Origin of the sequence: Marinobacter sp. EN3 (assembly GCF_000475315.1) — a bacterium.
In the GTDB taxonomy this organism is placed as follows: domain Bacteria; phylum Pseudomonadota; class Gammaproteobacteria; order Pseudomonadales; family Oleiphilaceae; genus Marinobacter; species Marinobacter nauticus.
In genome coordinates, this window is sequence record NZ_AXCC01000014.1 from 67,153 (window position 1) to 93,475 (window position 26,323).

Annotated in this window: 21 protein-coding genes; 6 read left to right on the top strand and 15 right to left on the bottom strand. The window is 59.3% G+C overall.

Features of this window, described 5'->3' with window-relative positions; genetic code table 11:
- Positions 1-22 precede the first annotated feature (22 nt).
- The 3 genes from Q675_RS24885 to Q675_RS24895 all read left to right on the top strand — a co-directional run bounded on the left by Q675_RS24885 (position 23) and on the right by Q675_RS24895 (position 4,141).
- Complete coding sequence (locus Q675_RS24885; protein ID WP_023010876.1) at positions 23-2,200, top strand: putative bifunctional diguanylate cyclase/phosphodiesterase; 2,178 nt, start codon at positions 23-25, stop codon at positions 2,198-2,200.
- 235 nt (positions 2,201-2,435) lie between these two features.
- Positions 2,436-3,089, top strand: coding sequence for a class I SAM-dependent methyltransferase (locus Q675_RS24890; protein WP_011785691.1), 654 nt, complete (start codon positions 2,436-2,438; stop codon positions 3,087-3,089).
- A 44-nt stretch (positions 3,090-3,133) separates the two neighbouring features.
- The gene (locus Q675_RS24895) at positions 3,134-4,141 is read left to right on the top strand and encodes a DUF2156 domain-containing protein (protein WP_014420787.1); all 1,008 of its coding nucleotides are present in this window, start codon (positions 3,134-3,136) and stop codon (positions 4,139-4,141) included.
- On the opposite strand, the gene murI is transcribed toward Q675_RS24895, so the two are convergent.
- Positions 4,119-4,964, bottom strand: coding sequence for a glutamate racemase (gene murI / locus Q675_RS24900; RefSeq protein WP_031211159.1), 846 nt, complete (start codon positions 4,962-4,964; stop codon positions 4,119-4,121). The two genes, Q675_RS24895 and murI, sit on opposite strands and share 23 nt — an antisense overlap.
- Entirely contained in the window at positions 4,957-5,793 is an 837-nt protein-coding gene (gene nudC / locus Q675_RS24905; RefSeq protein WP_036193067.1) for an NAD(+) diphosphatase, read from the bottom strand. The genes murI and nudC overlap by 8 nt, the downstream gene beginning before the upstream one ends.
- A gap of 140 nt (positions 5,794-5,933) precedes the next feature.
- Here nudC and plsB point away from each other — a divergent pair, with 140 nt between their 5' ends.
- A complete protein-coding gene (plsB, locus tag Q675_RS24910) occupies positions 5,934-8,405 on the top strand; it encodes a glycerol-3-phosphate 1-O-acyltransferase PlsB (protein ID WP_023010879.1) in 2,472 nt (823 codons plus the stop codon).
- Between the two features lie 18 nt (positions 8,406-8,423).
- Here the strand turns inward: plsB and Q675_RS24915 are convergent, their stop codons facing one another.
- The 6 genes from Q675_RS24915 to ppc all read right to left on the bottom strand — a co-directional run bounded on the left by Q675_RS24915 (position 8,424) and on the right by ppc (position 15,429).
- Complete coding sequence (locus Q675_RS24915; RefSeq protein ID WP_023010880.1) at positions 8,424-9,260, bottom strand: class I SAM-dependent methyltransferase; 837 nt, start codon at positions 9,258-9,260, stop codon at positions 8,424-8,426.
- The gene (locus tag Q675_RS24920) at positions 9,260-9,649 is read right to left on the bottom strand and encodes a hypothetical protein (RefSeq protein WP_023010881.1); all 390 of its coding nucleotides are present in this window, start codon (positions 9,647-9,649) and stop codon (positions 9,260-9,262) included. The genes Q675_RS24915 and Q675_RS24920 overlap by 1 nt, the downstream gene beginning before the upstream one ends.
- Before the next feature lie 87 nt (positions 9,650-9,736).
- Positions 9,737-10,438, bottom strand: a complete 702-nt coding sequence (gene tsaB / locus Q675_RS24925) for a tRNA (adenosine(37)-N6)-threonylcarbamoyltransferase complex dimerization subunit type 1 TsaB (RefSeq protein WP_023010882.1) — start codon at positions 10,436-10,438, stop codon at positions 9,737-9,739.
- Between the two features lie 33 nt (positions 10,439-10,471).
- Positions 10,472-11,125, bottom strand: coding sequence for an adenylate kinase (gene adk / locus Q675_RS24930; protein WP_023010883.1), 654 nt, complete (start codon positions 11,123-11,125; stop codon positions 10,472-10,474).
- A 226-nt stretch (positions 11,126-11,351) separates the two neighbouring features.
- Positions 11,352-12,722 carry an HDOD domain-containing protein gene (locus tag Q675_RS24935; RefSeq protein ID WP_023010884.1) on the bottom strand — a complete coding sequence of 457 codons (1,371 nt, stop codon included), beginning with the start codon at positions 12,720-12,722 and terminating at the stop codon, positions 11,352-11,354.
- A gap of 61 nt (positions 12,723-12,783) precedes the next feature.
- The gene (gene ppc, locus Q675_RS24940) at positions 12,784-15,429 is read right to left on the bottom strand and encodes a phosphoenolpyruvate carboxylase (protein ID WP_023007930.1); all 2,646 of its coding nucleotides are present in this window, start codon (positions 15,427-15,429) and stop codon (positions 12,784-12,786) included.
- A 102-nt stretch (positions 15,430-15,531) separates the two neighbouring features.
- Between ppc and Q675_RS24945 the strand changes: the two genes are divergently transcribed.
- On the top strand, positions 15,532-15,768 hold the full coding sequence (locus Q675_RS24945; protein ID WP_011785702.1) for a hypothetical protein: 237 nt from the start codon (positions 15,532-15,534) through the stop codon (positions 15,766-15,768).
- A gap of 69 nt (positions 15,769-15,837) precedes the next feature.
- Here Q675_RS24945 and Q675_RS24950 read toward each other — a convergent pair whose 3' ends face one another.
- From Q675_RS24950 to cysM, 5 genes are all read right to left on the bottom strand, one after another.
- On the bottom strand, positions 15,838-16,182 hold the full coding sequence (locus Q675_RS24950; RefSeq protein ID WP_011785703.1) for a hypothetical protein: 345 nt from the start codon (positions 16,180-16,182) through the stop codon (positions 15,838-15,840).
- Between the two features lie 148 nt (positions 16,183-16,330).
- The gene (gene mazG, locus Q675_RS24955; protein ID WP_023007929.1) at positions 16,331-17,170 is read right to left on the bottom strand and encodes a nucleoside triphosphate pyrophosphohydrolase; all 840 of its coding nucleotides are present in this window, start codon (positions 17,168-17,170) and stop codon (positions 16,331-16,333) included.
- Positions 17,167-19,404: a GTP diphosphokinase gene (relA, locus tag Q675_RS24960; protein ID WP_023007928.1), complete on the bottom strand. Its 2,238-nt coding sequence runs from the start codon at positions 19,402-19,404 to the stop codon at positions 17,167-17,169. The genes mazG and relA overlap by 4 nt, the downstream gene beginning before the upstream one ends.
- Positions 19,405-19,482: 78 nt before the next feature.
- The gene (gene rlmD, locus Q675_RS24965) at positions 19,483-20,832 is read right to left on the bottom strand and encodes a 23S rRNA (uracil(1939)-C(5))-methyltransferase RlmD (RefSeq protein ID WP_014420778.1); all 1,350 of its coding nucleotides are present in this window, start codon (positions 20,830-20,832) and stop codon (positions 19,483-19,485) included.
- Between the two features lie 26 nt (positions 20,833-20,858).
- A complete protein-coding gene (gene cysM / locus Q675_RS24970) occupies positions 20,859-21,752 on the bottom strand; it encodes a cysteine synthase CysM (protein ID WP_011785707.1) in 894 nt (297 codons plus the stop codon).
- 219 nt (positions 21,753-21,971) lie between these two features.
- Here cysM and Q675_RS24975 point away from each other — a divergent pair, with 219 nt between their 5' ends.
- Complete coding sequence (locus Q675_RS24975; protein ID WP_031211162.1) at positions 21,972-24,839, top strand: ATP-binding protein; 2,868 nt, start codon at positions 21,972-21,974, stop codon at positions 24,837-24,839.
- Between the two features lie 7 nt (positions 24,840-24,846).
- Here Q675_RS24975 and pdxJ read toward each other — a convergent pair whose 3' ends face one another.
- Positions 24,847-25,581 carry a pyridoxine 5'-phosphate synthase gene (pdxJ, locus tag Q675_RS24980; protein WP_023010886.1) on the bottom strand — a complete coding sequence of 245 codons (735 nt, stop codon included), beginning with the start codon at positions 25,579-25,581 and terminating at the stop codon, positions 24,847-24,849.
- On the bottom strand, positions 25,578-26,318 hold the full coding sequence (recO, locus tag Q675_RS24985) for a DNA repair protein RecO (RefSeq protein ID WP_014420774.1): 741 nt from the start codon (positions 26,316-26,318) through the stop codon (positions 25,578-25,580). The genes pdxJ and recO overlap by 4 nt, the downstream gene beginning before the upstream one ends.
- Between the last annotated feature and the right edge of the window lie 5 nt (positions 26,319-26,323).

Consider the following 26,323-nt stretch of genomic DNA (forward strand, 5'->3'; position numbering starts at 1 on the left):
ACGAAACCACGGACACACAGCCATGGCAAGCGAACAGACCACAGAGTCCTCCAGCCTTTCACGACGCCCCAGTATCCTGGTGGCAGACGACGAGCCACGCCTGCTCAAAACCCTGGCCGACCTCCTCCGGAGCCGGGGTTTTGAGGTGTCAGAAGCCCACGGTGGGCGACAGGCCTGTGAACAGCTTCACCGGCAAGCCTATGATCTGGCCCTGCTGGATCTGAACATGCCAGAGCTGGACGGTTTCCAGGTAATGGCGGAAACCGGCCGGCTGCAGCCGGATTGCGGTGTCATTGTGGTCAGCGGAGAGTCGTCTTTCAGCACCGTCAGTCGGGCCCTGCGCCGGGGCGCACTGGATTACATCCGTAAACCCTTTGACCCGGAAGAATTGCTGGCAACTGTAGAAGGGGTTCTGGGCAAGCAGTCGCTTATTCGCGCCCATGAGATGGTTCAGTCCCGGCTGGAGAAATCCGAGGCTCTGCACCGCTATATCGTCAACAGCTCGCCGGACATCGTGTTCATGCTCGATGAAACCGGGCATATCTGCTTCATCAACAACAAGGTCGAAAGCCTGCTCGGCTATCAGCCCTCAGAGCTCTGCGGGCAGCATTTCCGCCACATACTGGATGACCGGGACGTGGCCCGTGGCACCTATGCTCTGCAGGGCCCCAACATCTCTGCCGACAATCCCCGGGTGCTGGAGGTCCGCCTGAAAACCCGGGGTAGCCGCAAGGCCACCCGTCATTTCGAGATCACCGCCTTCCCGGTAGACCCACAAACCTGGCCCCAGACCGGCAAGACCCAGGGCGGCTGCACCGGCCAGCCAGCGCGTTATTATGGCATCGCCCGCGATGTCACCGAGCGCAAGGAGGCCGAGGCCTTCATCAATTTCCAGGCTTACCACGACCTGCTGACCCGGCTGCCGAATCGGGCTCTGTTCAAAGACCGGCTGGAACTGGCCATCACCCATGCACGACGCAGTCAGCAGAAACTTGCCGTGATGTTTCTGGATCTGGACCGCTTCAAGGTGGTTAACGACACGCTCGGACACGCCATGGGAGATCGCCTGTTGCAGGCGGTCACGCATCGACTGGAAAAGTGCCTACGCCGGGGAGACACCCTGTCCCGCTTCGGGGGCGATGAATTCACCCTGTTATTGCCGAGCATTCACGGCAACGACGACGCAAGGAACATTGCCCGTAAACTGATCAACGCTCTGAAAGCGCCGTTCCAGCTGGGAGACCACGAGGTCTTTGTGGGGGTCAGTATCGGGATTTCAGTATTCCCCGAAGCCGGCGAGACCATGGATCTGCTGATACAGAACGCCGATATCGCCATGTACCACGTGAAAGCGCGGGGTAAAGATGGCTATCGCTTCTATTCCGACAGCATGAGCATCAACACCGCCAACCGGCTGAGCCTGGAACGGGATCTTCGCCTGGCACTGGAACGCAACGAGCTCCGGGTGTTTTACCAGCCTCAGGTATGCTCCCGTTCCAACCGGGTGGTGGGCCTGGAGGCCCTGGTGCGCTGGCAGCACCCTGAACGGGGACTGCTCTACCCCGGGGATTTCCTGCCCCTGGCAGAAGAAACCCGGCTGGTTGGCAAACTCAGTGAACAGGTTATCGATCAGGCCTGCCGCGACGTGGGCCGCTGGATCAGTAGCGGGCATTCCGACCTGCGCCTGGCGGTGAACCTCTCCCCCAGCCAGGTGGAGCACCCCAGATTCGTCGAAACCCTGATGAACCGGGTGGCCGCCCACAACTTCCCGGCCGATAACCTGGAAATCGAAATCACAGAAAATGTGATCATGAATGATCTTGAACAGATCAGCCGCAAGCTCAAGGAGCTGGCCGCCACCGGCGTGCGCATCGCCATCGACGATTTCGGTACCGGCTATTCCTCGCTCAATTACCTGCACCGTCTACCGATTCACACTCTGAAGGTGGACCAGTCCTTTGTTAAAGCCATACGCAGTGGCGAAGACGGAGCCTGCATCGTCAACGCCATTATCGCCATGGCTCACGGCCTGAAACTCGAGATTGTGGCCGAAGGTGTGGAAACCGACGACCAACTTGCGTACCTGAAAAGCCTCGGCTGTCACCAGGTTCAGGGCTTCTTCTACGGCCCCGCCCGACCCGCCGCCGACATTACACGGTTGCTGGCCAAAGATGGGCCGGCCTTCGCACATACCGGCTAAAACGATTATCGATTGTCTGACACTCTGAACCAAAACATTGACCCGGTTTGCAAAGTGTATCCTTACGTTACTTTGTGTATCCGGAAATGCGCAGTACTGCACATCTTTCAACCTACCCCTTCTCTAAGCTCGGTTTATCAGTAACCGATCACCGGAATGTCCGACAGGCTGTCGGAGCAACAATCACAATAACGGTGGCGGACAACCAGGGAACAAGAAGAAGGCAGCAGTCATCATGCGCGACAAGTACAAGTATATTGGCCCCGTCTACGATTTTCTCAGCAATCTCTACAGCGGCAAGAACATCCATCGCTGCAAGACCGCCATGCTGGATGTGGAAACGGTAAAACCCGGAGACCGCATTCTCTTTGCCGGCGTCGGCCACGGCCGGGACGCTATCCGAGCCGCAGAGCTGGGAGCGGAGGTAACGGTGGTCGATCTGTCCGAAACCATGCTGCGCAAATTCGCCGATGCCCAGCATAAAGAAGCGCCTCATCTGACCATACGCCGCATCCACAGCGACATCATGAAGGTGGATGAGTTCGAGCAATATGACATGGTGGTCGCCAACTTTTTCCTGAACGTGTTTGACGAAGACATGATGGTGAAGGTGCTCGAGCACCTGATTCGCCTGGGCAAGGCCGATGCCAGAGTGGTTGTCGGCGACTTCTGCTACCCGACGGGTAACATCCTGTCCCGCATGTTCAAGAAACTCTACTGGTACATGGCGGTGTTCATTTTCTGGCTGTTTGCCAACAACGCCTTCCACAAGATCTACAACTACCCCGAGCACATGCAGCGCCTGGGCCTGCAGGTAACCGAGAAGAAGCACTTCAAGCTTCTGAACATGGACTGCTACTGGTCCATCCTCGGCCGAAAACAGGCCTGAACCCCTGACACCAAAAACAACAACAGGTTATCGGGAGCGTCATCATGTCAGACCAGATTCTTGCACTGGACCGTACCCAGGGACTCACCGACGGACAGTTTACGTTTTCAGAGCGGGTGAACTACCTCAAGCAGTTCGGCGTGCACTCACAATCCTTCTCGACTCTGCAGCCGGGCATGCAGTACTTCGATGTTGAAGGGATGGGCTACGTGGCCTACATGCGTAAATGGGGCGGCACCTTTGTGCTGTCAGACCCGGTTTGCGCACCCGAGAACTTCCCGGTGATTCTGGAGCGCTTCCACCAGAAGTTCCCGAATGCCTGCTACATCCAGGTCTCCAAACCGGTGGTGGATTTCCTGCATCTACGCTTCGGGCTCTACGGCACCCAGTTTGGCAGCGAATCCCGCATCGACCTGCGCAAATGGTCCCTCAGCGGCAAGAAAAAGCAGATTCTGAGAACCGCCCTGAACCAGGCCGAAAAGAACGGGATCACGGTGAAAGAGCGTTTCAGTGATGACCACACGCGGGAAATCTCGGAAGCCTGGATTCGCACCCGAAAATGCAAGAGCAACGAAATCCGTTTCCTGATTCGCCCGATGGAAATGGATTATCGGGAAAACGAACGCCATTTCTACGCCTATCAGGATGGCAAGGCCGTCGGCTTTATCTACTTCGACCCGATCTATCGCAACAACGAAATTATCAGTTATGTGCCCAACATCTCCCGCGCCAACGCGGATTTCCGTCAGGGTATCTTCTATACCCTGATGGCCCACGCCATGGATGTGTTCAAGGCCGAGGGTGTGCCATTTCTGGACCTGGGCCTGATACCTCTGTCCCTCGACAAGGCCACGGAACACCAGGAAAGCCGGCTGCTCAAGAAGATGCTCCACGGAATCTATGAGAAAGGAAACTTCCTGTATAACTTCAAGGGGCTGGAGTTCACGAAATCACGCTTCCGCGGCGATGGCTTCAAAACCTACTGCTGCCACAAGCGGGCGATCCCGGCGCTGGAATTCCTCGCCATGTTCAAACTGACCCGGTTGCTGTAACGCCGGGCCAGTGACCGGCCACCATCCCCACCGGGATGCCCATTTCCGACATGAACGGGCCCAGGTCTTCCGGCGCATCACCAGAAAAGCAGGCACTGGTCACCACAGCCCCGGACTGGTTCGGCGGTGTCTGCGCACAGGCCAGGTCACCGGCCTGTTCAAACCACCAGGCCACGCGGCGGGCTATCGCCTCGCCGGACTCCACCCAGTGCATCACCTCCGGCAACGCCTTGCGTAACCAGGGCATCAATAGCGGGTAATGAGTGCAGCCCAGAACCACGGTGTCGACACCGGCTTCGCGCAGCGGCACCATGGCGTCATCCACCTCCACCTGATCCGGCGCAGAGCCGCCAACCAGCTCCTCAGCCCAGCGCACCAGGGCCGGATGGCCAAGGCGGACCACCTCGCAATCCCGGGCATACTTCTGAATCAGATCATCCAGATAGGCGCGTTTGACCGTCGCCGGTGTCGCCAACAGGCCAATGCGGCGATTGACGGAACAGGCTGCCGCCGGTTTGACGGCCGGCACCACCCCGACCACCGGCACAGCAATAGTGGCCCTGAGCTCGGGCAAGACAACGGTACTGGCGGTATTACAGGCCACCACCACCACATCGCACGGAAACTCAGCCAGACATTGCCGTATAAGCGTGCAACAGCGCTCGATCACCACCTGTTCGGGCTTGTCGCCATAGGGAAAGCCGGCATTATCTGCCAGGTAAACCAGCTCCACACCGGGCAACGTCTGGTGAATACAGGCGGCGACACTCAGACCACCGACCCCGGAATCAAACACCAGCACCCTCGGGCGACGGTCAGTCATGGTGGCTACCGCCATTGCCGGCAGCAATCTCTGCTTTCAGGGCATTGATCAATCGCCCTGCTATGGTGGTTTCTGGCGGAACCGGAGGATGTTCATCCAGCGTAAACCAGCCAGCATCCGCCAGTTCGTCTTCCTGCAACCGCAATTCACCACTCTCGTAGTCGGCAAAGAAGCCCAGCATCAACTGGTGAGGAAATGGCCAGGGCTGCGACCCCTGATAGCGAATGTTGGTCACCGCCAAACCGGTTTCCTCCATCACCTCCCGGGCCACCGCCTGCTCCAGATTTTCGCCAGGCTCCACAAAACCAGCGATCAGACTGTAGAAGTTGCGGGTAACCCGTGAGGATTTTGCCAGCAGGAAGCGGTCGCCCCGCCGAATAACGGTAATGATGCAAGGGGCAATACGCGGGTACCAGGGGATGCCACACCGGTTGCACCAGCGCGCCCGTTCGCGGGGATGAGCTCCGGTTTTCTCTCCACAGCGGCCGCAGTAACGATGGTCCTGCCACCACTGCCAAACCTGATAACCGGTACTGAGCAGATCCACCGGCGCCCCGGGCGTAAGCAGCATAGCCTCACGCAGGGACAGCGTCTGCATGCCCGGCACACCGGTGTCCGGCAGCATGGTGACATACAGAGGGCGCCCCTCCCAGGCGCCCAGGGACAGCGCCTCCGGACGGCTTCCACCCATTTCCGGGCCACCCCAGCGAAGGAACCAGCCATCCGCCGGCTTCAGAATACTGCTGCCCGTGAACGCCAGCAGCAGATCACCCTGCTCCGGCGAGGCCTCATTCCACCCGGGTACCCACTGTGCCTTGTCGTCTGCCATGCCCTGCCTTTCCTGCTGCCTGAATACCAGTCCCGAAATGTACCACATCACATTCATCACCAAGAATTGGTGCACGACTTTCCGCTACCGCCCCAACCCGTTAAACTTGGCGCCTGTTTCCAGGACCGGAGTAACCGTTTATGCGACTTTATCAGGGCATTCGCAGCCTGATCCTGTCTCTTTTCCGAAAGATCCTGTTTTTATGGGTCAGGACTGATGTCAGTGGCAATACCCTGGAAGCCCTCGGGCTGGACCCGGACAAACCCGTCTGTTACGTGCTCCAGTACAGCTCACTTTCGAGCCGGCTGGTGCTGGAGCAGGAAGTCATCCGGGCCCGGTTACCGGGCGCCACAGATACCTTGCCGGTCAAGAACGGGCCCTCGCATTCGTTTTTCTTCCTTTACAAACGCATTGGCGGCCTGTTTCGGGGCGGCCGGCACAAGCCGGTGCCTACCCGGGAATTTACTGATCTGGTCCACTTCGGGCTGGAACATCCGGATCAGGACGTCCAGATTGTGCCCGTCTCGCTGTTCTGGGGTCGCTCACCCGACAAGGAAAAGTCCCTGGTCAAGCTGCTGCTCTCAGACACCTGGTCAGTCGCGGGCCGCCTGCAGAAATTTCTGATTATTCTGGTGCATGGCCGCAACACCTACGTGCAGTTCAACCAACCGCTGTCACTCAGGCAGGTGGTGGACGAGTATCGCGACAACGAACAGAAGGCCAACCGCAAGCTGGCGCGAATTCTGCGAACCCACTTCCGTCGTGTACGCCAGGCGGTGCTGGGGCCGGATTTGTCGCATCGACGCACCCTGGTGGAGGGGCTGGTACGCACCCAGGCGGTCAAGGAAGCCATCCGTGAGACTGCAGCGAAGGACGACATCCCCCCGGAGAAGGTCCGCGCCAAGGCCTACAAATACGCAGACGAGATCGCCGCCAGCATGTCGATTGTGACTATTCGCTTCCTGGAGCTGGTATTGGCCTGGCTCTGGAACCGGATCTACAACGGCATTGCCATTCACAACATTGGGGTAGCCAAGGAAGCGGCACAGGACAACGCTGTGGTCTACGTACCCTGCCACCGCTCCCACATCGATTACCTGCTGCTGTCCTATGTGCTCTACAAAAACGGCCTGATGCCGCCCCACATTGCGGCAGGCATCAACCTGAACATGCCCATCGTGGGGCCAATCCTGCGCCGTGGCGGCGCGTTTTTCATGCGCCGCAGCTTCAAGGACAACCCGCTCTATGCCACCGTGTTCAACGAGTACATGCATGTGATGTTCACCCGGGGCTACTCGGTGGAGTATTTCGTCGAGGGTGGCCGCTCCCGGACCGGCCGCATGCTGCCGCCACGCCCGGGCATGCTGTCGATGACCGTGCGCAGCTTCCTGCGGGATCACCGCAAGCCCATCGTTTTTGTACCGGTGTACATCGGCTACGAGAAGGTCATGGAAGGGCGCTCCTACCTCGGCGAGCTGCGCGGGAAAAAGAAACAGAAAGAAAGCATTTTCGGTCTCGCCAAGACCGCTCGCAAACTGACCAACTCGTTTGGCCGCGTTGCCGTCAACTTCGGTGATCCGATCCACCTGGACAAGGTGCTGGACGACGTTCACGAAAGCTGGCGCCACGAAGCCTATGACGCCGAGTATCGTCCCCCCTGGCTGAACCAGGCCGTTGATAATCTGTCCCAGCGTGTGGCCAGCAACATCAACGCCTCGGTGGCTGTGAACCCGATTGGCATGACGGCCACCGTTCTGCTGGGTACCGAGCGGCTGGCGATGGACGAGGGCCAGCTGATCCGCCTGCTGGACAAGTATGCTGACCTGCTGCGCGCCTATCCCTATGCCGAAACCATTACCCTGCCCGAAGGCAGCGGCCGGGACTGGATTGCCTATTGCGAGAACATGGGGCTGATTACCCGTCAGCCCCAGAAACTGGGCGACATTATTGCCCTGGAAGGCTCGAACGCCATCCTGATGACTTACTACCGCAACAACATCCAGCATCTGTTTGCTCTACCAGCGCTCATTGCCAGCCTGTTCGAGAACAAGGCCAGCCTGAGCCGGGAAAAGATCGTTTTCCTCACCAGCGTCGCCTATCCCTACCTGCAGTCAGAGCTGTTCCTGCAGTATGACCAGGAAAAGGTAGACGCGGTGATCAACCAGTGGATTGACGTGCTGGTGGACCAGGGCTTGCTGATCAGGCTTGCGGATGAGCGTCTGGGACGGCCTGAGGAAGGTACCGAAGCGATGCTGCGGTCGCGGATTCTGTCCCGCTTCATCATCCAGACCCTGGAACGCTATCACATCACCCTGGGCATACTCAGAAAATATGGCTCCGGCAACCTGACTGCGGCGGAACTCGAAGAACAGAGCACCCTGCTGGCGGAACGGATGTCGATTCTGTTCGGCCTGAACGCACCGGAGTTCTTCGACAAGACCCTGTTCCGGAACTTCATCGCCAATATGCAGAAAAACGGCGTTCTCACAACCGATGAAGACGGCCGGCTATGCTACGGCGAGGGTCTGGATGAAGTGGCGGAAGACGCCCGTCTGGTTCTGAGCGTGGAGAAACGCCAGGCGATCCAGCAGGTCACCATGCTCGACGCCTGACAGATCGCTGCGGCACTGTCAGGCCGGCAGCGCCCGGATCGGATAGATGTCGTAGCGACTGCTTTTACCCTCAACCCGAGCAGCCGGCTCCGGTCCGGCGATCGCGGGTGCCTTGCGGGGGCGTTTGACCACCACCCGATAGCGGACACAGCCGAGCGCGGCCTCCAGTAGCTGGCTGGCGTCGTCATCATCACCCACCACCTGCCGGAACACCTGCATCTCCTTCTTGACCAGCGCAGACTTGTCCCGATGCGGAAACATCGGGTCCAGATAGACCACATCGACGGCCTCGGGTCCTGCCTGGTTCATCCAGTCCAGAGAACTGCCTGCGTGCAGCGTCATTCGCGCCGCGATTGGCGCACAAGTCTCATTCAGGGCGGCCCGATACAGGCCATCCGCCAGCAGCGCATGGATGACCGGATTACGCTCAAACAGTGTCATCTGACACCCCAGGGAGGCCAGCACGAAAGCGTCCTGACCAAGACCGGCAGTCGCATCCAGTACCTGCAGCGGAGCCCGGGTTTTCTGCAACCCTACGGCGCGCGCCACCAGCTGGCCGGCGCCACCACCGTGCTCCCGCCGGTAGCCCATCTTGCCAGTGACAAATTCCGCCCTGACTGGCCCGGGTGCCCCCTTACCGGTTTGCTGCAGCGCCAGCCCATTTTCGTCCATAAACAATAGCAGGCTGTAGTCCCGAACCTGTTTGGGGGCGACCACGCCCAGCCAGTCAAGCCCCAGTTCGGTGGCCAGCGCACGGGCTACGCCTGGTTCTGCCAACGGGCTATGGGCAACGGCCAGGATGTGACGGAGAGACGAGGAATCCGGAAGCTCTGTGTGAGAGGAAGACGACGGCATCAGACCAGAATATCAATTCCGCTCAGCACGCTGCCGCTCTCAAATTCCTGCCCGGCAGCGGCAACGCCGGCAAAAGCCGACAGCGCGCGGGCGGCAGGAAGCGGTAATTCGTCTGCGCGGAAGCGTTCAAGCCGGGCATCTTCTGCCGCGCGCCGGGCTTCGACACGCCGGCTGTCCAGTTCCGGCCCGGTACCACCGGGCTGTGCCGGATTACCGGGGGCGGTATCCCGATCCTGACGGGCGATATTGAGCTGGTTGCGAACATCACCCGTGGCAAGTGCCTGGGGGTCCGCCGCCGGAGTGCGGGAAACATCCGTGCGTTCCCGGGCCGGGGCGTTATTACCCGCCTGGTACAACGAAGGATTTGAGGGATTGATGCCGCCAATCATAACGCACCACCGGGGTAAGGATTCAGAGTCGTCATCGCATTATGGAGGATCTGGTGCAGAATGCAAAGACGGCGGTTGGAGCAGGGCTCACTCCCTTCCGGGCAACTTTTTCCAGGCCACTTCGTCCCGGATATACACCGGTTGTGCCTGCTCTGCTGGCACCGCCAACCCGTTCGCCATACCCTGTTCGCCCAGCTTCGCCACCTGGGCCGCTGCCGGCAACAACGTATCGTCAATGGCTGAGAGGCGTTCAACGAGCTCACCGGGCATCTGCTCTTTCAGGGTCCAGCCCTGACCGGCGCCGTACCAGTTGCCACTGAGATCCGTTGGCAGAGTCACCGCATCAGGCGGGCAGACCCGCTCCTCGCTCAGCAACACTGGAAGCCCCGCCTGACAGCGGAACACGCCCCAGTAAACCTCCCCCATGCGGGCGTCAAAGGCCACCGCAATGCAGTCGCCCTCCTGCAGAGCGTGAGTCTCGATTGCCGCGAGCGCCACCGCCGCCAGGGACGACACTGGAACCACGGGGATATCCAGGCCCCAGGCCAATCCCTGCACTACACCGGTTGCAATCCGCAGACCGGTGAAAGAGCCCGGGCCCCGGGCGAACGCCAGTGCATCGAGATCGGAAGGGGACAAGCCCTGCTCCGCGCACAATTCGCGAACCATGGGCATTAACAGGCGAGTGTGCCCCCGAGGGGCCACCTCGAATCGTTCGGTCACCCGGCCATCCAGCCAGAGTGCCGCGGAACAGCCCTCGGATGAGGTATCCAGTGCCAGAAGTTTCACAGAATCACGCCTCCGGGGCTGCGCCGGTTTCGATCACTTCAGCTGGGACAGAATCTGATCGCGAATGCTGTCGAGACTGCCAACGCCCTCAACACGCACATACTTGGGTGCATCCGCCGGGGCTTTCTCTGCCCAGCTCTGGTAGAAGCCCACCAGCGGCGCTGTCTGCTCGTGATAGATTTTCAGACGCTTGCGAACGGTCTCTTCCTTGTCGTCTTCGCGCTGAATCAGCGCTTCGCCGGTCTCATCGTCTTTGCCTTCCACCTTGGGCGGATCGTATTTAACGTGGTAGATGCGGCCACTGCCCTCGTGTACACGACGGCCAGACAGGCGGCTGACGATTTCTTCGTCTTCAACCGAGATTTCGACCACGTAGTCGATGGCGATACCCTGGTCTTTCAGGGCCTCAGCCTGGGGAATGGTGCGCGGGAAGCCATCCAGCAGGAAGCCGTTCTTGCAATCTGGCTGCTGGATACGCTCTTCAATCAGGGCAATGATGATGTCATCAGACACCAGGCCACCAGACGCCATCACCTCTTTTACCTGCAGACCCAGCTCGGATTCAGCTTTGACTGCGGCACGGAGCATATCACCCGTGGAAATCTGGGGGATCTCGAAACGCTCGGTAATAAACTGGGCCTGGGTGCCCTTACCTGCGCCTGGCGCGCCTAACATAATGATTCGCATAACGTTGTGCTCCCATTGCTTTATATTATCGTTTGAAAAGTTATGGCAAAGACCTCTGCCTTTGCGACAACCTCTCGAAGGCTCCGGACCGTGTATCCGGCGCACACGCACAAAAACGAGGCAGCATTATACGAACTCACACCCGGCAGAGAAAGTCGACCTCCGTATCATTGTCCGAATGCTGGGCTGTCAGCTGCCTCAACGGCCGGTGCAGGGCTGGGAATAATCAGGAAGCGAGGGAAGACGCCAGCACGTCCAGATCGGAAGCCACCTGGTCCATGTCGCTCTGAACCCGCTCCAGCACATCCGCCCGGAGCCCAAGGCTCTCAACCAGTGCCGGCAGGTCGTCAGGATTGAGTTCGTCACCGATACCACGCTCCTTGAGCATGGCATTGGCCAGCTGCACCATCTGGACATATTCCTCGTGCTCGCCATGGAATCCGATGTGCTGGTGCATGCCGGCGGCTTTGATCACAGCTTCCGGCAACTGCCACAGCCGGTGCAGAATACCGCCAATGGCACCATGACCAACAGCCAGAATATCCTGGCGCTCACTGTGGCCAAACACTTCCTGCTCGAGCGAGTGCATGCTTGCCTCCGGGTTGATTTCCCGCAGAGCATTGAGCTCTTCAAACTCCGCTGGAAACAGATGGCCCACCAGCAGCAGGCCGAAGTTGTGCAGCAATCCGCACAGATAGGCGAGCCCTTTGTCGCGGCCGGAATAGGCGGCGAGGTTCTGGCACAGGAACGCGCAATAAAGCGAGTGGCGCCAGAAATTATCCATGCCGAGCATGCCTCCGCGGGGCACATCAAACGCCCGCACCGAGGCAATACCCAGGGCAATGTGGGCAACCCGGTCAAAACCGAGGACCCGGGTGACCGCTTCCTGTACAGAGTTTATCTGGCCGGGGTAGTTGAACAGCGCTGATCGGGCATAGCGCATGATCTGCGCCGTCATACTGGGGTCGAATTCGATCAACTCGGCCAGCTCTTTGGCCGTCGCTTCAGTATTGGCGGTCAGCCGCAGGATTCGTAATGCCAGGGCCGGCATTGGCGGCAGCCGATAAAGCTTTTGCAGTTTGTCTGCCACGTCTTCCAGAGTCAGGGCTTCGCGATCTTCCACGCCCTGACCACGAATAACCAGATGTCCCTGCCGGGCGCCAGCCTGGGCCAGACGGAAGGCCCGGCCGTCCATTTCAACCAGGCTGTGGTCCGTGCCGCCGGAGAAGATCACACTTTCGGCTGTCACTACATCTTCATCCACCAGAACCGGCAGCTCCCAGGCGGCTCCGATCGGAGGTACAAATCCGGCGTCACAGTCCCCGAACAACCGGGAAGTCTGGCGCGCCGTCAGCGGCTGCAGGCGCCGACCGGTGAACTGGTGCACAGCATCCATATCAAGCGTGCTGTCAAAACGGTGTACCACCATAACCACCCCATTGATATCGATCAGCAGGGTCGCCTTGATAAAGTCATGCTGGGGTTTACCCGAAGCAAGCACCGCCGCGTCCAGATTGGCGACGGGCTCCGTTTCCAGTGGCTGGTAGGTAATGCCCTTGCGGGCCAGAAAACGCGAAAGCCTCTCCGACAATGCCAACGGGGGTAACTCCTTAAAGCAAATGGGCCGGGGCTGTCCGGCCCCGGCCTTATTATGCACCTTAACCGGTATTTCGCATACCGGCAGAAATTCCGGCCATAGTCACCTTCAGCGCCCTCTCGACCATTTCCGGCACCTTTCCTGCCCCCTCGCTTTCCCGGTCACGCCTGAGCAATTCTGCCTGCAGATAGTGCAGCGGATCAGTGTAGGGATTCCGGACTTTCATTGAATGGGCAAACACCGGCTCCTGCTCCAGCAGAGTCTGTTGCTGTTTGAGCTCCAGCAGACGCTCAATGCAGCCCTGCAAACGCTGCCTCAGGCTCTGGCCAAGCGCCAGCAAGCGCTCGTCCTCAACCAGGGTCTGCTCGTAATAGCTGGCAATACGCAAATCTGCCTTGGCGAGGACCATTTCCAGCATATCCACGTAGGTGCGGAAGAACGGCCAGCCCTGCATCATCTCCCGCAGCTCGGGCAGGCGGTCCGCCTGGGCCGCCTCTTCGAGGGCAACATCACTGCCCAGCCAGCTGGGCAGCATCAACCGCATCTGGGTCCAGGCAAAAATCCACGGAATGGCTCTCAGGCTTTCAACGCCCCCTGTGGCCTTGCGCCGGGCCGGCCGGCTGCCAAGGGCTAGTTTACCCAGAGCCGTTTCCGGTGTGACCTGGCGGAAGTAAGGCACAAAATCGGGATTCTCACGGACCACCTCACGGTAGGACCGCAGCGAACGCTCGGTCAGCCAGTCCATCACCTCGCGCCACTCATCCTTTGGCACAGGTGGTGGCGCCAGGGTCGCCTCAATCACCGCGGTGGTGTAGAGGGTCAGACTCTGCACCGCCAGCCTCGGCAGACCAAATTTAAAGCGGATCATCTCGCCCTGCTCGGTAATCCGGAAGCTGCCGTTCACCGAGCCCGGCGGCTGGGACAGAATCGCCCGATTCGCCGGACCACCGCCCCGGCCCACGGTGCCGCCGCGGCCATGAAACAGAGTCAGATGCACTCCATATCGATTGGCCACTTCGGTCAGCTTCTCCTGGGCCTGGTACTGGGCCCAGGCCGCCATCAACTGGCCGGCATCTTTGGAGGAGTCTGAATAGCCGATCATGACTTCCTGGCGTCCGCTGCAGTATTCCCGATACCAGTCCACCTCGTACAGGGCCGCCATACTGTCGGGTGCCCCCTTGAGATCATCCAACGTTTCGAACAGCGGTACGACGCGCATGGGGAACGCCATCCCCGCTTCCCGCAGCAGCAAAATCACGTTTAAAACATCCGAGGGCTTGCTGGCCATGGAAATCACATAGGAACCCAGGGCTTCCGGTGTCTGGCCAGCGACCACCTCGCAGGTTGCCAGCACCTCGCGCACCGGCTCGGAGGGTTGCCAATTCCGGGGCACCAGGGGGCGCCGCCCTTTCAGTTCCTTGACCAGAAACGCCTGGCGCTCCTGTTCCGACCAGGACAGATAGTCACCCAACCCCAGGTAGTTCACCATCTCTGCTACCGCCTCGGCGTGGCGTGAGGCCTCCTGGCGGATATCCAGTCGGATCAGTGGCAGTCCGAAGGTATGAGCCCGGCGAATGGTATCCAGCAGCGGACCATTGGCAATGGCTTCCAGCCCGCACTCCATCAGGGAGCGATAGCACAATTCCAACGGCCCGGTGAGATCCTCATTCTCGAACAGAATGCCCGAATCGTCTGCCGGCTCGCCCTTGACGCTGGCTTCGGCCCAGTCCCGGGTCTTGATCAGGCGCTCCCTCAATTGGGCCAGCACCTGGCGATACGGCTCCCGGGAATCTCCTACCTCGGCCCGCAATTCATCGCTTGCCTGCCACATGGAAAGCTCTGCTCTCAGCGCCTGGATATCGCGCAGATAGAGATCTGCGGCCATCCAGCGACCGAGCAGGAACACTTCCCGGGTCACTTCGTGGGTGACATTGGGGTTGCCATCCCGGTCTCCCCCCATCCACGAAGCAATACGGATCGGCGACACCTGCAACGGAAGCCCCTGACCGGTCGCCTCCGACAACGAGGTATCCAGGCTACGGAGAAATTTCGGCAGCGCCTGCCAGAGACTGTTCTCGATAACGGCGAAGCCCCACTTGGCCTCGTCCACGGCGGTCGGCCTTTCATGCCGAATCTCGTCGGTATGCCAGGCCTCGGCAATCAACAGCGACAACCGGTCAACGATTTCCTCCCGTTCACCGGGCATCAGGTCGTCATGATCCAGCCTCGACAGGCAATCGGACATTTCATCGTACTTGAGGATCAATGTACGCCGGGCCACTTCGGTGGGGTGCGCGGTGAGCACAAACTCTATGCGTAAATCTGCAACCTTCCGATGCAACTCTTGCGGGTCTATCCCCCCGGACTTCAGCCGATCAAACACGTCCCCCAGGGATTCCACCATCAGATCTGACGGATGCCCCTGCTTGCGACGAATTCCATGGTACTGCTCAGCCAGGTTGGCAAGGTTGAGAAACTGGTTAAAGGCTCGGGTCACCGGCAGCAGCTCATCATCGCTGAGCTGGCCCAGGAGTTTCACCAGGCGTTGTCCGGAACCACTTTCCTGGCGCCGGTCAGCCTTGGCGGCGGCGCGGATTTCTTCAATGCGGTCGTAGCAGTCCTGTCCGGGGAATCGGAGTATGCTCTGGCCAAGCAGATCGCCCAGCAAACGTACGTTTTCTCGAAGATCCGGGTGCAGTTCGGTCACGGCAGGTTCCTTCTGAATTGACGGAAACAATCTAAACTTACGATACTAGGGAGCAACGCAGAAAGTCTATTGACGATTCAACCACTTCGCTCAGGAGCTGACATGAAAGTGACCGAACTGCCCCAGCATTGGGAAAAGGAAAAACAGGCCCAGGAGCGCAGCCATGAATACAACCTGCGCCTGCCTCTGGAAGATGCCGCACGGATTGCGGCCCTGGCGGAACTCTACCCGGACCGGAGCGAAAGTGAGATCCTGAACGACATGATTGCCGCCGCTCTGGACGACCTGATCAGCCAGGGCCCGCTGAAAGATCGATTGGCAGAACAGAAGAAGTCGTAATACAAACAACAACGCCGGGCTAAGCCCGGCGTTGTTGTTACAAAATATGGCAATGGGTGTTGGCAACCGTCAGGCAACCGACTCCAACTGGCGGGCCTTGAGGCGCTTGATGTGTTTCTGGCTCAGGGCAACGAATTGCGGTGTCAGGCCTTTGTCCTCATAGATTTCAAAGCCATCCTCGTCGTAAGCCACAACCTTCTCACCCTGAACGTAGGGGAAACTGGTTTCCAGCTCGTCGAGAGCCGCGGAGATCAGATCCCGCATCAGATCCTGAGTGGACTTCATCGGATACAGTGCCGCAAGCTTCTGCAAACGGTCATGATGCTGGTCAGCCAAAGACAGATAGGCGGCATCCCGGGTCAGTCTTCCACGGCCGTGTTTATCCCAGTGCTTGACCAGATCTTTGATCTTCATGGTGCCTTCACTCCTGCATCTTGTTTGATGGCACAACGCACTTTTTCAGTGCGACTGTTCCCGGAAGTGTAGACGAAGAATGACAGGCCGGTGACGGAAAATTGGTAACGGATTGTACCTATCGGTGACGGTTTCCAGTTCCGCTTCCCTACTCCTTTTCCACCCCTTTCACGCTCTGCCACACGGCATCCAGCGCTTCCAGGGTTTCTTCATCCAGATTACGACCTTCTTTTTCCAGCACCCGCTCAATGGCACGGAACCGGGCATCAAACTTGTGATTGGTTCGCTTCAGGGCCTGCTCGGGATTTACTTTCAGGAAACGTGCCAGATTTACACAAACAAACAGCAGGTCACCCAGCTCGTCCTCAACCGCATCCAGATCTCCGGTACCGGCCTCGGCCATTTGCCAGGCTTCCTTAAGCTCGTCGATCTCTTCGTGAAGTTTGTCGAACACCGGGCCGATATCCGGCCAGTCGAAGCCATGCCGGGCCGCACGCCGTTGCAGTTTTTCCGCCCGGGCCATGGCCGGCAGAGTGCGGGCAATACCGTCCAGACGGCTGGCCGGAGTATCCGCCACCGGCTTCTCAGCACGCTCCTCGGCCTTGATGCGCTCCCAGCTTTCCTTGATCCAGGCTTCGTCGGGTCGATTATCCGGATCGATACGACTCTCCAGCGTGCCCCCCGGAAACACGTGGGGATGGCGCCGAACCAGCTTGCGAACCAAATGGTCAACAATGCCATCAAACTCAAAGTGGCCGGCTTCTTCTCCCATGCGGGCATAGAAGATGACCTGGAAAAGAAGATCTCCCAGTTCGTCTTTCAGATGTGGGAAATCCTCCTGCTCGATGGCGTCAGCGACTTCGTAAGCTTCTTCAATCGTGTGAGGCACGATGCTGGCAAAGGTCTGTTTGGTGTCCCAGGGGCAACCGGTGTCCGGATCCCGGAGCCGGGCCATCAGGTGTTTCAGATCTTCGATGCTGTAACTCATCCGCGTTTCCGCCTTACGTCGATGATGTTCGGCAGGTTCCGAATCTGGGCCAGCAGCCGCGCCAACTGCTCCAGACTGGAGATTTCCACCGTCACCCGCATAGTGGCCGTGTTTTCGTCTTTGTTGGTCACGGTGTTGAGAGACAACACATCACTGCGGGACGAAGACAGCACCTGGGTGATGTCTCGCAGCAGACCGGATCGATCATAGGCCTCGATTTCGATATCCACTGGATAGACCGCCGCCGGCTGCCCGCCCCAGTTCACTTCAATGATGCGGTTCGGTTCAAATTCCCGCAGGTTCAGGAACATGAGGCAGTCCTGGCGATGCACGGTCACGCCGCGGCCCACGGTGATATAGCCTCCGATCGGGTCGCCGGGCAGCGGTTTGCAGCACTTGGCCACCTGGGTTTTCAGCTTGCCAACACCAAGTATCTGGATATCGGATTCAGTGTCGTAGGGCTTTTTCCGGTTCGGGGTCAGCTTAAGATCCAGCTGTTCGGACCGGGGCTCCAACAGTTGCTGAGCCACATTGGCCACATGAGTAGGCCGCAGATCTCCCGCCCCGATGGCGGCAAACATATCATCAATGCTGTGGTAGTTGACCTTGGCCGCCAGTTGTTCCAGCTCCACATCAAACAGCGACAGGCGCTTGAACTCGTCTTCCAGAATAGCGCGGCCGTCAATGACATTGCGGTCACGGTTCTGCTGTTTGAACCAGTGTGTAACCTTCGCCCGGGCCCTGGACGTCTGAATATAGCCCAGGCTCGGGTTGAGCCAGTCCCTGCTGGGAGCCGGATTGTTGGAAGTCAGAATAAATACCTGATCCCCGGTCTTGAGCGGGTAAGTCAGCGGAACGATGCGGCTGTTCACCCTGGCACCCCGGCAGGCATGACCAATTTCGGTATGCACCCGGTAGGCAAAATCCACCGGCGTGGCGCCCTGGGGCAGGTCTACCACATGGCCTTCCGGCGTAAACACATACACCCGGTCTGAGGCCACGTCTGATTTCAGATGATCCGCCAGTCCGGAAATGTCGCCCAGCTCCTCCTGCCACTCCAGAACCTGGCGCAACCAGTTGATCTTGGCGTCGTAGCCGGTGGATTTGTTCCTGGTATCGGTGCCCTTGTACAGCCAGTGGGCACATACGCCCAGTTCCGCTTCTTCATGCATGGCATGGGTGCGAATCTGCACCTCCATGACCTTGCCTTCCGGGCCGATCACCGCCGTGTGAAGCGACTGATAACCGTTCTCCTTGGGGTTGGCAATGTAGTCATCGAACTCGTTGGGAATGTGGCGCCACAGGGTGTGAACAATCCCCAGCGCGCCATAGCAATCACGTACTTCCGGCACCAGAATGCGCACGGCACGGACATCGTATACCTGGGAAAAATCAATTCCCTTACGACGCATCTTCCGCCAGATACTGTAGATGTGCTTGGCCCGCCCGCTGAGCTCGGCCTTGATACCGGAAGCCTTGAGCTCGGTTTGCAGGGTATCAATCACCCGGCGGATGTAGCTTTCACGGTCTAGCCGTTTCTCATCCAGCAACTTGGCGATTTTCTTGTACGCGGAGCCATGCAAGTAGCGGAACGAGAGATCTTCCAGCTCCCATTTGATGTGGCCGATACCGAGCCTGTGCGCCAACGGAGCATAGATGTCGAAGACTTCCCGGGCCACGCGCATGCGTTTTTCTTCCGGCGCATCTTTCACTGCGCGGATAGCGCAGGTGCGCTCTGCCAGTTTGATGAGCGCCACCCGAACGTCATCAATCATGGTGACCAGCATCTTGCGGACATTGTCCAACTGGCCTTCGCTCTGCCCCAGGACATTGCCCTTGAGCGGATGATGGATGGACGAAATCGCAGCCATCTGCTGCACGCCGTTAATCAGCCCCGCCACTTCATCGCCGAATTCCTTGCGAACCTCTTCAAGCGGCACCCGTTCTTCACGCACCGCCCGATAGAGCACGGCGGCAACCAGGCTGGCCTGATCAAGATGCAGCTCTGCCAAAACCTGCGCCATTTCCAGACCGGTCCGGAAACTGCTGGCTCCGGGCGCCCACAAACGGTCTTCCCGGAACGCCTGAACGGCAATCTGGGCGGCTTTCTCACAAGCCCGCCGAAGCTGATCCGGATCCTCGAGATGAGTCTGTTCAGCGATGTGCTGCACGCAGCGGTCTATATCGACCTCGCCATCACCGCTGATCGAATAGTCTTCCCGAACTTTTACCATGGCAGAGCTTTACCCATTTGTTTTTCGGTTATTCTCACGGCCATCCTGGCCGTTCCGTTGCATACCCCCTAAACCCGGTCAGTCTGCGCTACGCTCAAACAACGCAATGGACTCAACGTGGGTGGTATGGGGGAACATATCCATCACACCGGCCTGTACCAGCCGATAACCGTTGCGCACCATCACCCCGGCATCCCGCGCCAGGGTAGCGGGGTTGCAGGACACGTAAACAATGCGGTTGGCACCGAAAGCAGTCAGATACTTACAGATCTCCTCCGCGCCCGAACGGGGTGGATCGATCAGAATCTTGTCAAAACCCTCTTTTGCCCAGGATTGCCCGGTGAAATCCCCGTGCAGATCTGCCCCGTGGAATTCCACATTGGAGAGATCGTTCAGGCGGGCGTTTTCACGGCCGCGAACCACCATGGCATCGTCGCCTTCCACACCCACAACCTGCCCGCCCTTGCGGGCCAGTGGCAGCGTAAAGTTGCCCAGGCCGCAGAACAGATCCAGTACCCGCTCTCCGGGCTGGACGTCCAGCCACTCGACCGCACGGTGTACCATATTGCGGTTGATGCCGGCGTTCACCTGGGTAAAGTCCATGGGATGGAAGGCCATGGTGAGGTCAAACTCATCCATACGATAGGTCAGGCGTTCATCGTCCCGCCCGCCCGATTCCGGCCAGATCCGGTGCACGGTGTCCGGGCCCTTGGGCTGCAGATAGATATGCAAGTCATGGGCCTGACCAAAGGCGATCAGCTTTTCCCGGTCGTCCGGCACCAGGTCATCCATGTTCCGGAACACCATGGCAGCCGTATCATCGCCACAGGCCACTTCTACCTGGGCAATCCGGTCAAATGCCGCCATGCCATGTAGCAACTCCCGAAGAGGCTCGATTCGCTCACCGATCCGGGGATCCAGTACCACGCAGCGGTCAATATCGGTCAGAAAGCTATTGCGCTTCTCCCGGAAACCAACCAGCACCGACTCCCGGGCCTTCACATAACGTACGCCCAGCCGCGCCTTGCGACGATAGCCGAGGCTATCCGGAGAACGCATCGGAGCCACCCACTGCTCCGGTTCAATGCCCCCAAAGTGGGCAAAATGCTCGCGCAGGGTATTTTCCTTGAACCGTATCTGGGCATCGGCGCTCATGTGCTGAAGACTGCAACCACCGCAAAGATCGGCAAACTCACAGGGTGGCTGCTGGCGGTCAGGGGCTGCTTCCAGCACTTCGGTTGTGCGCAGCTCATCAAACCGGCTGCGGGTGCTGACCATTTTGGCCATCACGGTTTCGCCCGGCAGGGCTCCGTCAACAAACTGGGTTTTGCCATCAGCGCGGGCAATGCCCCGGCCATCGTGGCTCAGGGTCTCGATTTCACAACGCACGGGCTCCTTGGGCAGAACCTTGCGGCGACGCTTACTCATATAGAATTCTCTTGATTGGGGGCCACTCAGGCGCCGGGAAACACACCGGTGGAGAGGTAACGGTCTCCGCGGTCACAGATAATGGCCACGATCACGGCGTTTTCAACCTCACGGGACAATTTCAGGGCCGCTGCAATGGCACCGCCGGAGGACACACCACAGAAAATGCCCTCTCGCTCGGCCAGTGCCCGCATGGTGTCCTCGGCTTCCTGCTGGCCAATATCCAGAACCTGGTCGACCCGGCTGGCATCGTAGATTTTCGGCAGGTAAGCCTCCGGCCAGCGGCGAATACCCGGAATCGAAGCCCCATCCTCTGGCTGCAGGCCGATAATACGGATATCGGGATTGCGCTCTTTCAGGTAACGGGACACGCCCATGATGGTACCGGTGGTGCCCATGGAGCTGACAAAGTGCGTAACCCGCCCGGCGGTCTGCTCCCAGATTTCCGGGCCCGTGGTGTGATAGTGGGCCGAAGGGTTATCGGCATTGCTGAACTGGTCCAGAACCTTGCCCTTACCTTCGGCCTCCATTCGAATGGCCAGATCCCGGGCGCCTTCCATGCCCTGCTCACGGGAAACGTTCACCACCTGGGCGCCGTATGCACGCATGGAGGCGCGTCGTTCCTCACTCAGGTTATCAGGCATGATCAGCACCATTCGATAGCCCTTGATGGCCGCGGCCATGGCCAGCGCGATACCGGTATTGCCGGAGGTGGCTTCAATCAGGGTGTCCCCGGGCTTGATCTCTCCCCGGCGTTCAGCCTCCTGGATCATGCTCAAAGCCGGCCGGTCTTTCACCGAACCTGCCGGGTTGTTCCCCTCCAGTTTTGCCAGGATGACGTTACTGGTGTCTCCCGGCAGACGCTGCAGACGCACCAGGGGTGTATGGCCGACATAATCTTCAATGGTGGGGAAAATCATATTGATACCCTGTGATACACTTTCGGATTCGAATCATACGCGTTATGGCCGCCTTGTCCCAATACAGCTTGTCGCTATATCCATGACCTGCGGCTATAACTGTCTGTTTCCGGGATAACGGCCACGGTTATATCATTGCCGTTCAGCTATGCTGACATGGAAGTATCCACCAGCAGGCGCTCCCTGCCGGCGGACAAGGTAATTTTACAGGAACTCGGTATGCGACGTTGGGGCATTCGCAAGAAAGTACTGGTGGTAACTCTGGTTCCCACCCTGCTCACCACGCTGTTGTTAGGGCTATTCTTTACCTACAGCTGGGTGAACAACATTGAGAACCTGCTGAAGGATCGCGGTGAGTCCCTGTCCCGACAGCTTGCCGCAGGCTCTGAATACGGCCTGTTCACGGCCAATCGCAGCCTGCTGAGCAGCCTCTCCAACGCCCTTCTTGAAGAACAGGATGTTCGCTCCATCACCTTCTATGGCAGCGATGGCCAGCGCATGCTTCATACTGGCCCAGGCAGCGCTGAAACCGTGGCGATGGCACCGCTGGAACCCAACCAGCCGATCCGGTTGACCCACGATAGCAGCACTCGTTTTGTCACGCCGGTTCACCTTCAGGATCTGATGATCGAGACCATGCTGGACCCGGACGCCCGCCAGTCTGCGGCGGAACGCCAGGCCCCGCTGGGCTGGGTTGCCGTAGAGATGTCCCACGTGCGCACGGAAAAGGAAACCTACAAGGCGCTGCTGATCTCGCTGCTGCTGGTGATCGGTGGTGTCCTGCTCAGTCTTGCCATCGCGCTGCGGCTGAGCCGTGCCTTCACCGACCCGGTATTCCAGCTCAACGAAGCCGTAGCCAAACTCAAGGAAGGCAAGCTCGACACCCGGGTTTACACCAGTGCCGGCCCGGAGTTCGAACAGCTGGAGTCGGGGCTCAATGATATGGCCTCGGAATTGAGTAAGGCCCAGGCCGAAATGCAACAGAACATTGACCAGGCCACCGAAGACCTGCGGGAGACCCTGGAGACCATTGAAATCCAGAATATCGAACTGGACTTTGCCCGCAAGGAAGCACTGGAAGCGAGCCGGATCAAATCCGAGTTCCTGGCCAACATGTCCCATGAAATCCGGACGCCGCTGAACGGCATCATCGGCTTCACCGAGCTGTTGCTGAAAAGCCCACTGCCCCGCCAGCAGCGCGACCACCTGAACACCATCCGCAAATCCTCGGAAATCCTGCTGACCATCATTAACGACATTTTGGATTTCTCCAAGATCGAAGCCGGCAAACTGATACTGGACCGCGTGCCGTTCCAGCTCCGGGATATCGTTGAGGAAGTGATGGTCATGCTGGCACCGGCTGCCCACGCTAAAAACCTGGACCTGGTGCCACTGGTCTACAACGATGTACCGGACAACATCATGGGGGATCCGCTGCGAGTCAAGCAGGTGATCACCAACCTGGTGAACAATGCCATCAAGTTCACCCAGACCGGCGAAGTGGTATTACGGGCGAGTCTGGAAGACGAAGATACCGAGCATAACCGGGTCACACTGCGCCTGAGCATCACCGATTCCGGCGTTGGTCTGTCACGTGCCCAGCAGCAGTCACTGTTTAACGCCTTCAGCCAGGCCGATGCCTCCACTGCCCGCCAGTATGGCGGTACCGGTCTGGGGCTGGCGATTTCCAAACGGCTGGTGGAAGAAATGGGCGGCAAGATCGGCCTGGAAAGTGAGCTGGGCAAAGGTTCCACGTTCTGGTTTACCCTGACGCCGGAACTGTCCTCAACCGGCGACAGCTCCAGCCCCAAAGAGGCGCTCCGGGGCGAAAAGATCATCTATCTCGAACACCAGAAGACCACCGGGCTGGCGGTGGAGCACCTGTTAAGGGACTGGGGCGTGGCCGTTGAACGGGTTGCCTCACCCGGAGCGCTGCAGGAACAGATAGAAGAGGCGCAACGGAGGCAGGAAGGCTACGCCGGCGCCATCATCGGCATTACCCGCCACCTGCTCAACTCCAGCCAGTACTGCAACCTGGTGCGTTCCCTGGAAGTGGAACGCGACTGCCGCACCCTGTTGCTGACGCCCACTCTGGAAACCCACGACACGCCGCTGTCAGGCCTGGCCAGCGGCCACCTGACCAAACCGGTCTGCCGGGACGCCCTCTACGATGAACTGCTGCTGATCCATGGCATTCAGTCGGGCAACCGAAGCGCGCCGGAAGCCGCGCTACCATTGAGGCAGAACAGCGGCTCAGGCACGCCCCGCATTCTGGCGGTGGACGATAACGAAGCCAACCTGAAACTGGTAATGACCTTGCTCAATGACTGCCGCCTGGAAGCCGAAGGCGCCTCCAGCGGATTCGAGGCATTGACCAAGGTGCGTCAGAAGGCGTTTGACCTGGTGTTCATGGACCTGCAGATGCCGGGGATGGACGGCGTGGAAACCACGGCCCGCATCCGTGATCTGGACAGCGGCTCACACCACACCCCCATTATTGCCCTGACCGCCCACGCTCTGGCGGACGAACAGGAACGGCTGGCGCAACAAGGCTTCGACGGCTATATGCCCAAGCCGATCAGCAGCAGCCAACTGGTGGAACTGATTCGCGAATACACCGGCTACGACTGCACCAATAGCGCCGACCGCTTCCGGATTTCCGAAGTACGGGATACCCGCCGGACACTGCGGCCGTCAAATCGCCGGATGCAGCAGGACTGCGTCAGTGTAGAGGAGAGCATTCAACTGGCGGCGGGCAAGGCCGATCTGGCGGAGGAGCTGTTCAGTATGTTGCTGGAGCAGTTACACACCGATATCGACCGGATTCAGGCGCTTTGGCAGACCGGTGGCAACGAGCCCCTGCTTGAGTGCGTGCATAAGCTTCACGGGGCCACCCGCTACTGCGGCGTTCCCGAACTCCGCACAGCCGCCAACCGGTTCGAGACCGCCCTGAAGTGCGAGGCTCCGGATCGAGAGCTGTTAAAAGATCAACTGATTTCGGCCATGGAGCGGCTGCAGATCTGGAGTGAGCAGACCGACTGGCAGCAACTGTTCCGGGAACAGCAGCGCCAGCCGGAAACCACCTGACTGTTGATCAGGCCCTGGCCCGGTCAAGAATCGCCTTCATGTCCCGGACCGCATCTTTCAGGCCGGTAAAGACGGCACGGGCGATGATCGCATGGCCGATGTTCAGTTCATTGATACCCGGGATAGCGGCCACCCGCTCGGTGTTGTGGTAATGCAGACCATGGCCGGCATTCACAATCAGCCCCTTCTTGCGGGCATAGGCCACGGCATCTGCAAGCACTTTGAATGAGGCTTCCACCGCTTCGGGTTCCCCGGCCTCGGCGTATTCACCGGTATGCAACTCCACCACCGGCGCTCCGCAGCGCACCGCCGCGTCGATCTGTACCGGGTCCGGATCGATAAACAACGAAACCTCGGCGCCGATTTTTGCCAGACGATCACAGGCCTTGGCCACCCGCTCTTCCTGGCCATCCACATCCAGTCCACCTTCGGTGGTGAGTTCCTCGCGTTTCTCCGGCACCAGGCAAACACATTCCGGGCGCACCTGCTCGGCGAACGCCAGCATGGCGTCGGTCACCGCCATTTCCAGATTCATTTTGGTCTGCAGTACTTCCCGCAACAGCAGCACATCCCGGTCCTGGATATGCCGGCGATCCTCACGGGGGTGAATGGTGATGCCATCGGCACCGACTTCTTCCGCCACCAACGCCGCCTGCACAGGGTCCGGGTAACGGGTACCGCGGGCCTGACGCAAGGTGGCCACATGATCAATATTCACTCCTAGCAGGACTCGGGTATTCATGATTCTCTCCCAGATGACGGATTCGAATGACTGAACAGGGAACGGCTGTGCAGCGGCCTGCCCTGCAAAAGGTAATCCACCAGCACCCGCATGACGCGCTTGGCGGTTTTACGGGGCGCTTCACTTATGAAATCGCCGGCCGCCAGTGCCAGCAATGCCTCACCCGGCAATTGGCGCAATGGCAGCTCGGGCGCGAGATTGGAAACGATCCCCTGGCCCGGGTCGTAGCCATAGAGCTCCCCCGCCTGTACAGACATACCGGTATCCGTGGTTTCGTCCCAGGCAAAATCGTAGCCCAGCGAGGCGGCGAACGCCCGCTCAAAACGCCTCAGTAAAGGCTCGACATCGTCCTGTGAAGACAGATCCGCCAGGGCCTGCAGGGTTTCAATATAGCTGGCAAACAACGCGGGGGAGGGATCGGCCACCGGTAACACCCGCTGAACCAGTTCATTAATGTAGAAACCACTGTACAGTGCACGGGGTTGGCTGACCGCTGGCGCGCTGCGAACTTCCAGCTGCACCAGGGTTTTCAGCTCGCTCTTGCCGGTCCAGTCCACTAATAACGGCTGGAACGGCTGCAATTGGGCCTTGAGCGGGCTTCTGGTGCTGTTGGCGCCGCGGGCAACCACACTCATGCGGCCGTGATTCAGAGTAAACAGATCCACCAGCAAGGCGGTTTCGCGCCAGGGTCGCCGATGGACCACATAAGCGGGCTCTTGCTGCACCGCGCCCTTCATGGCGG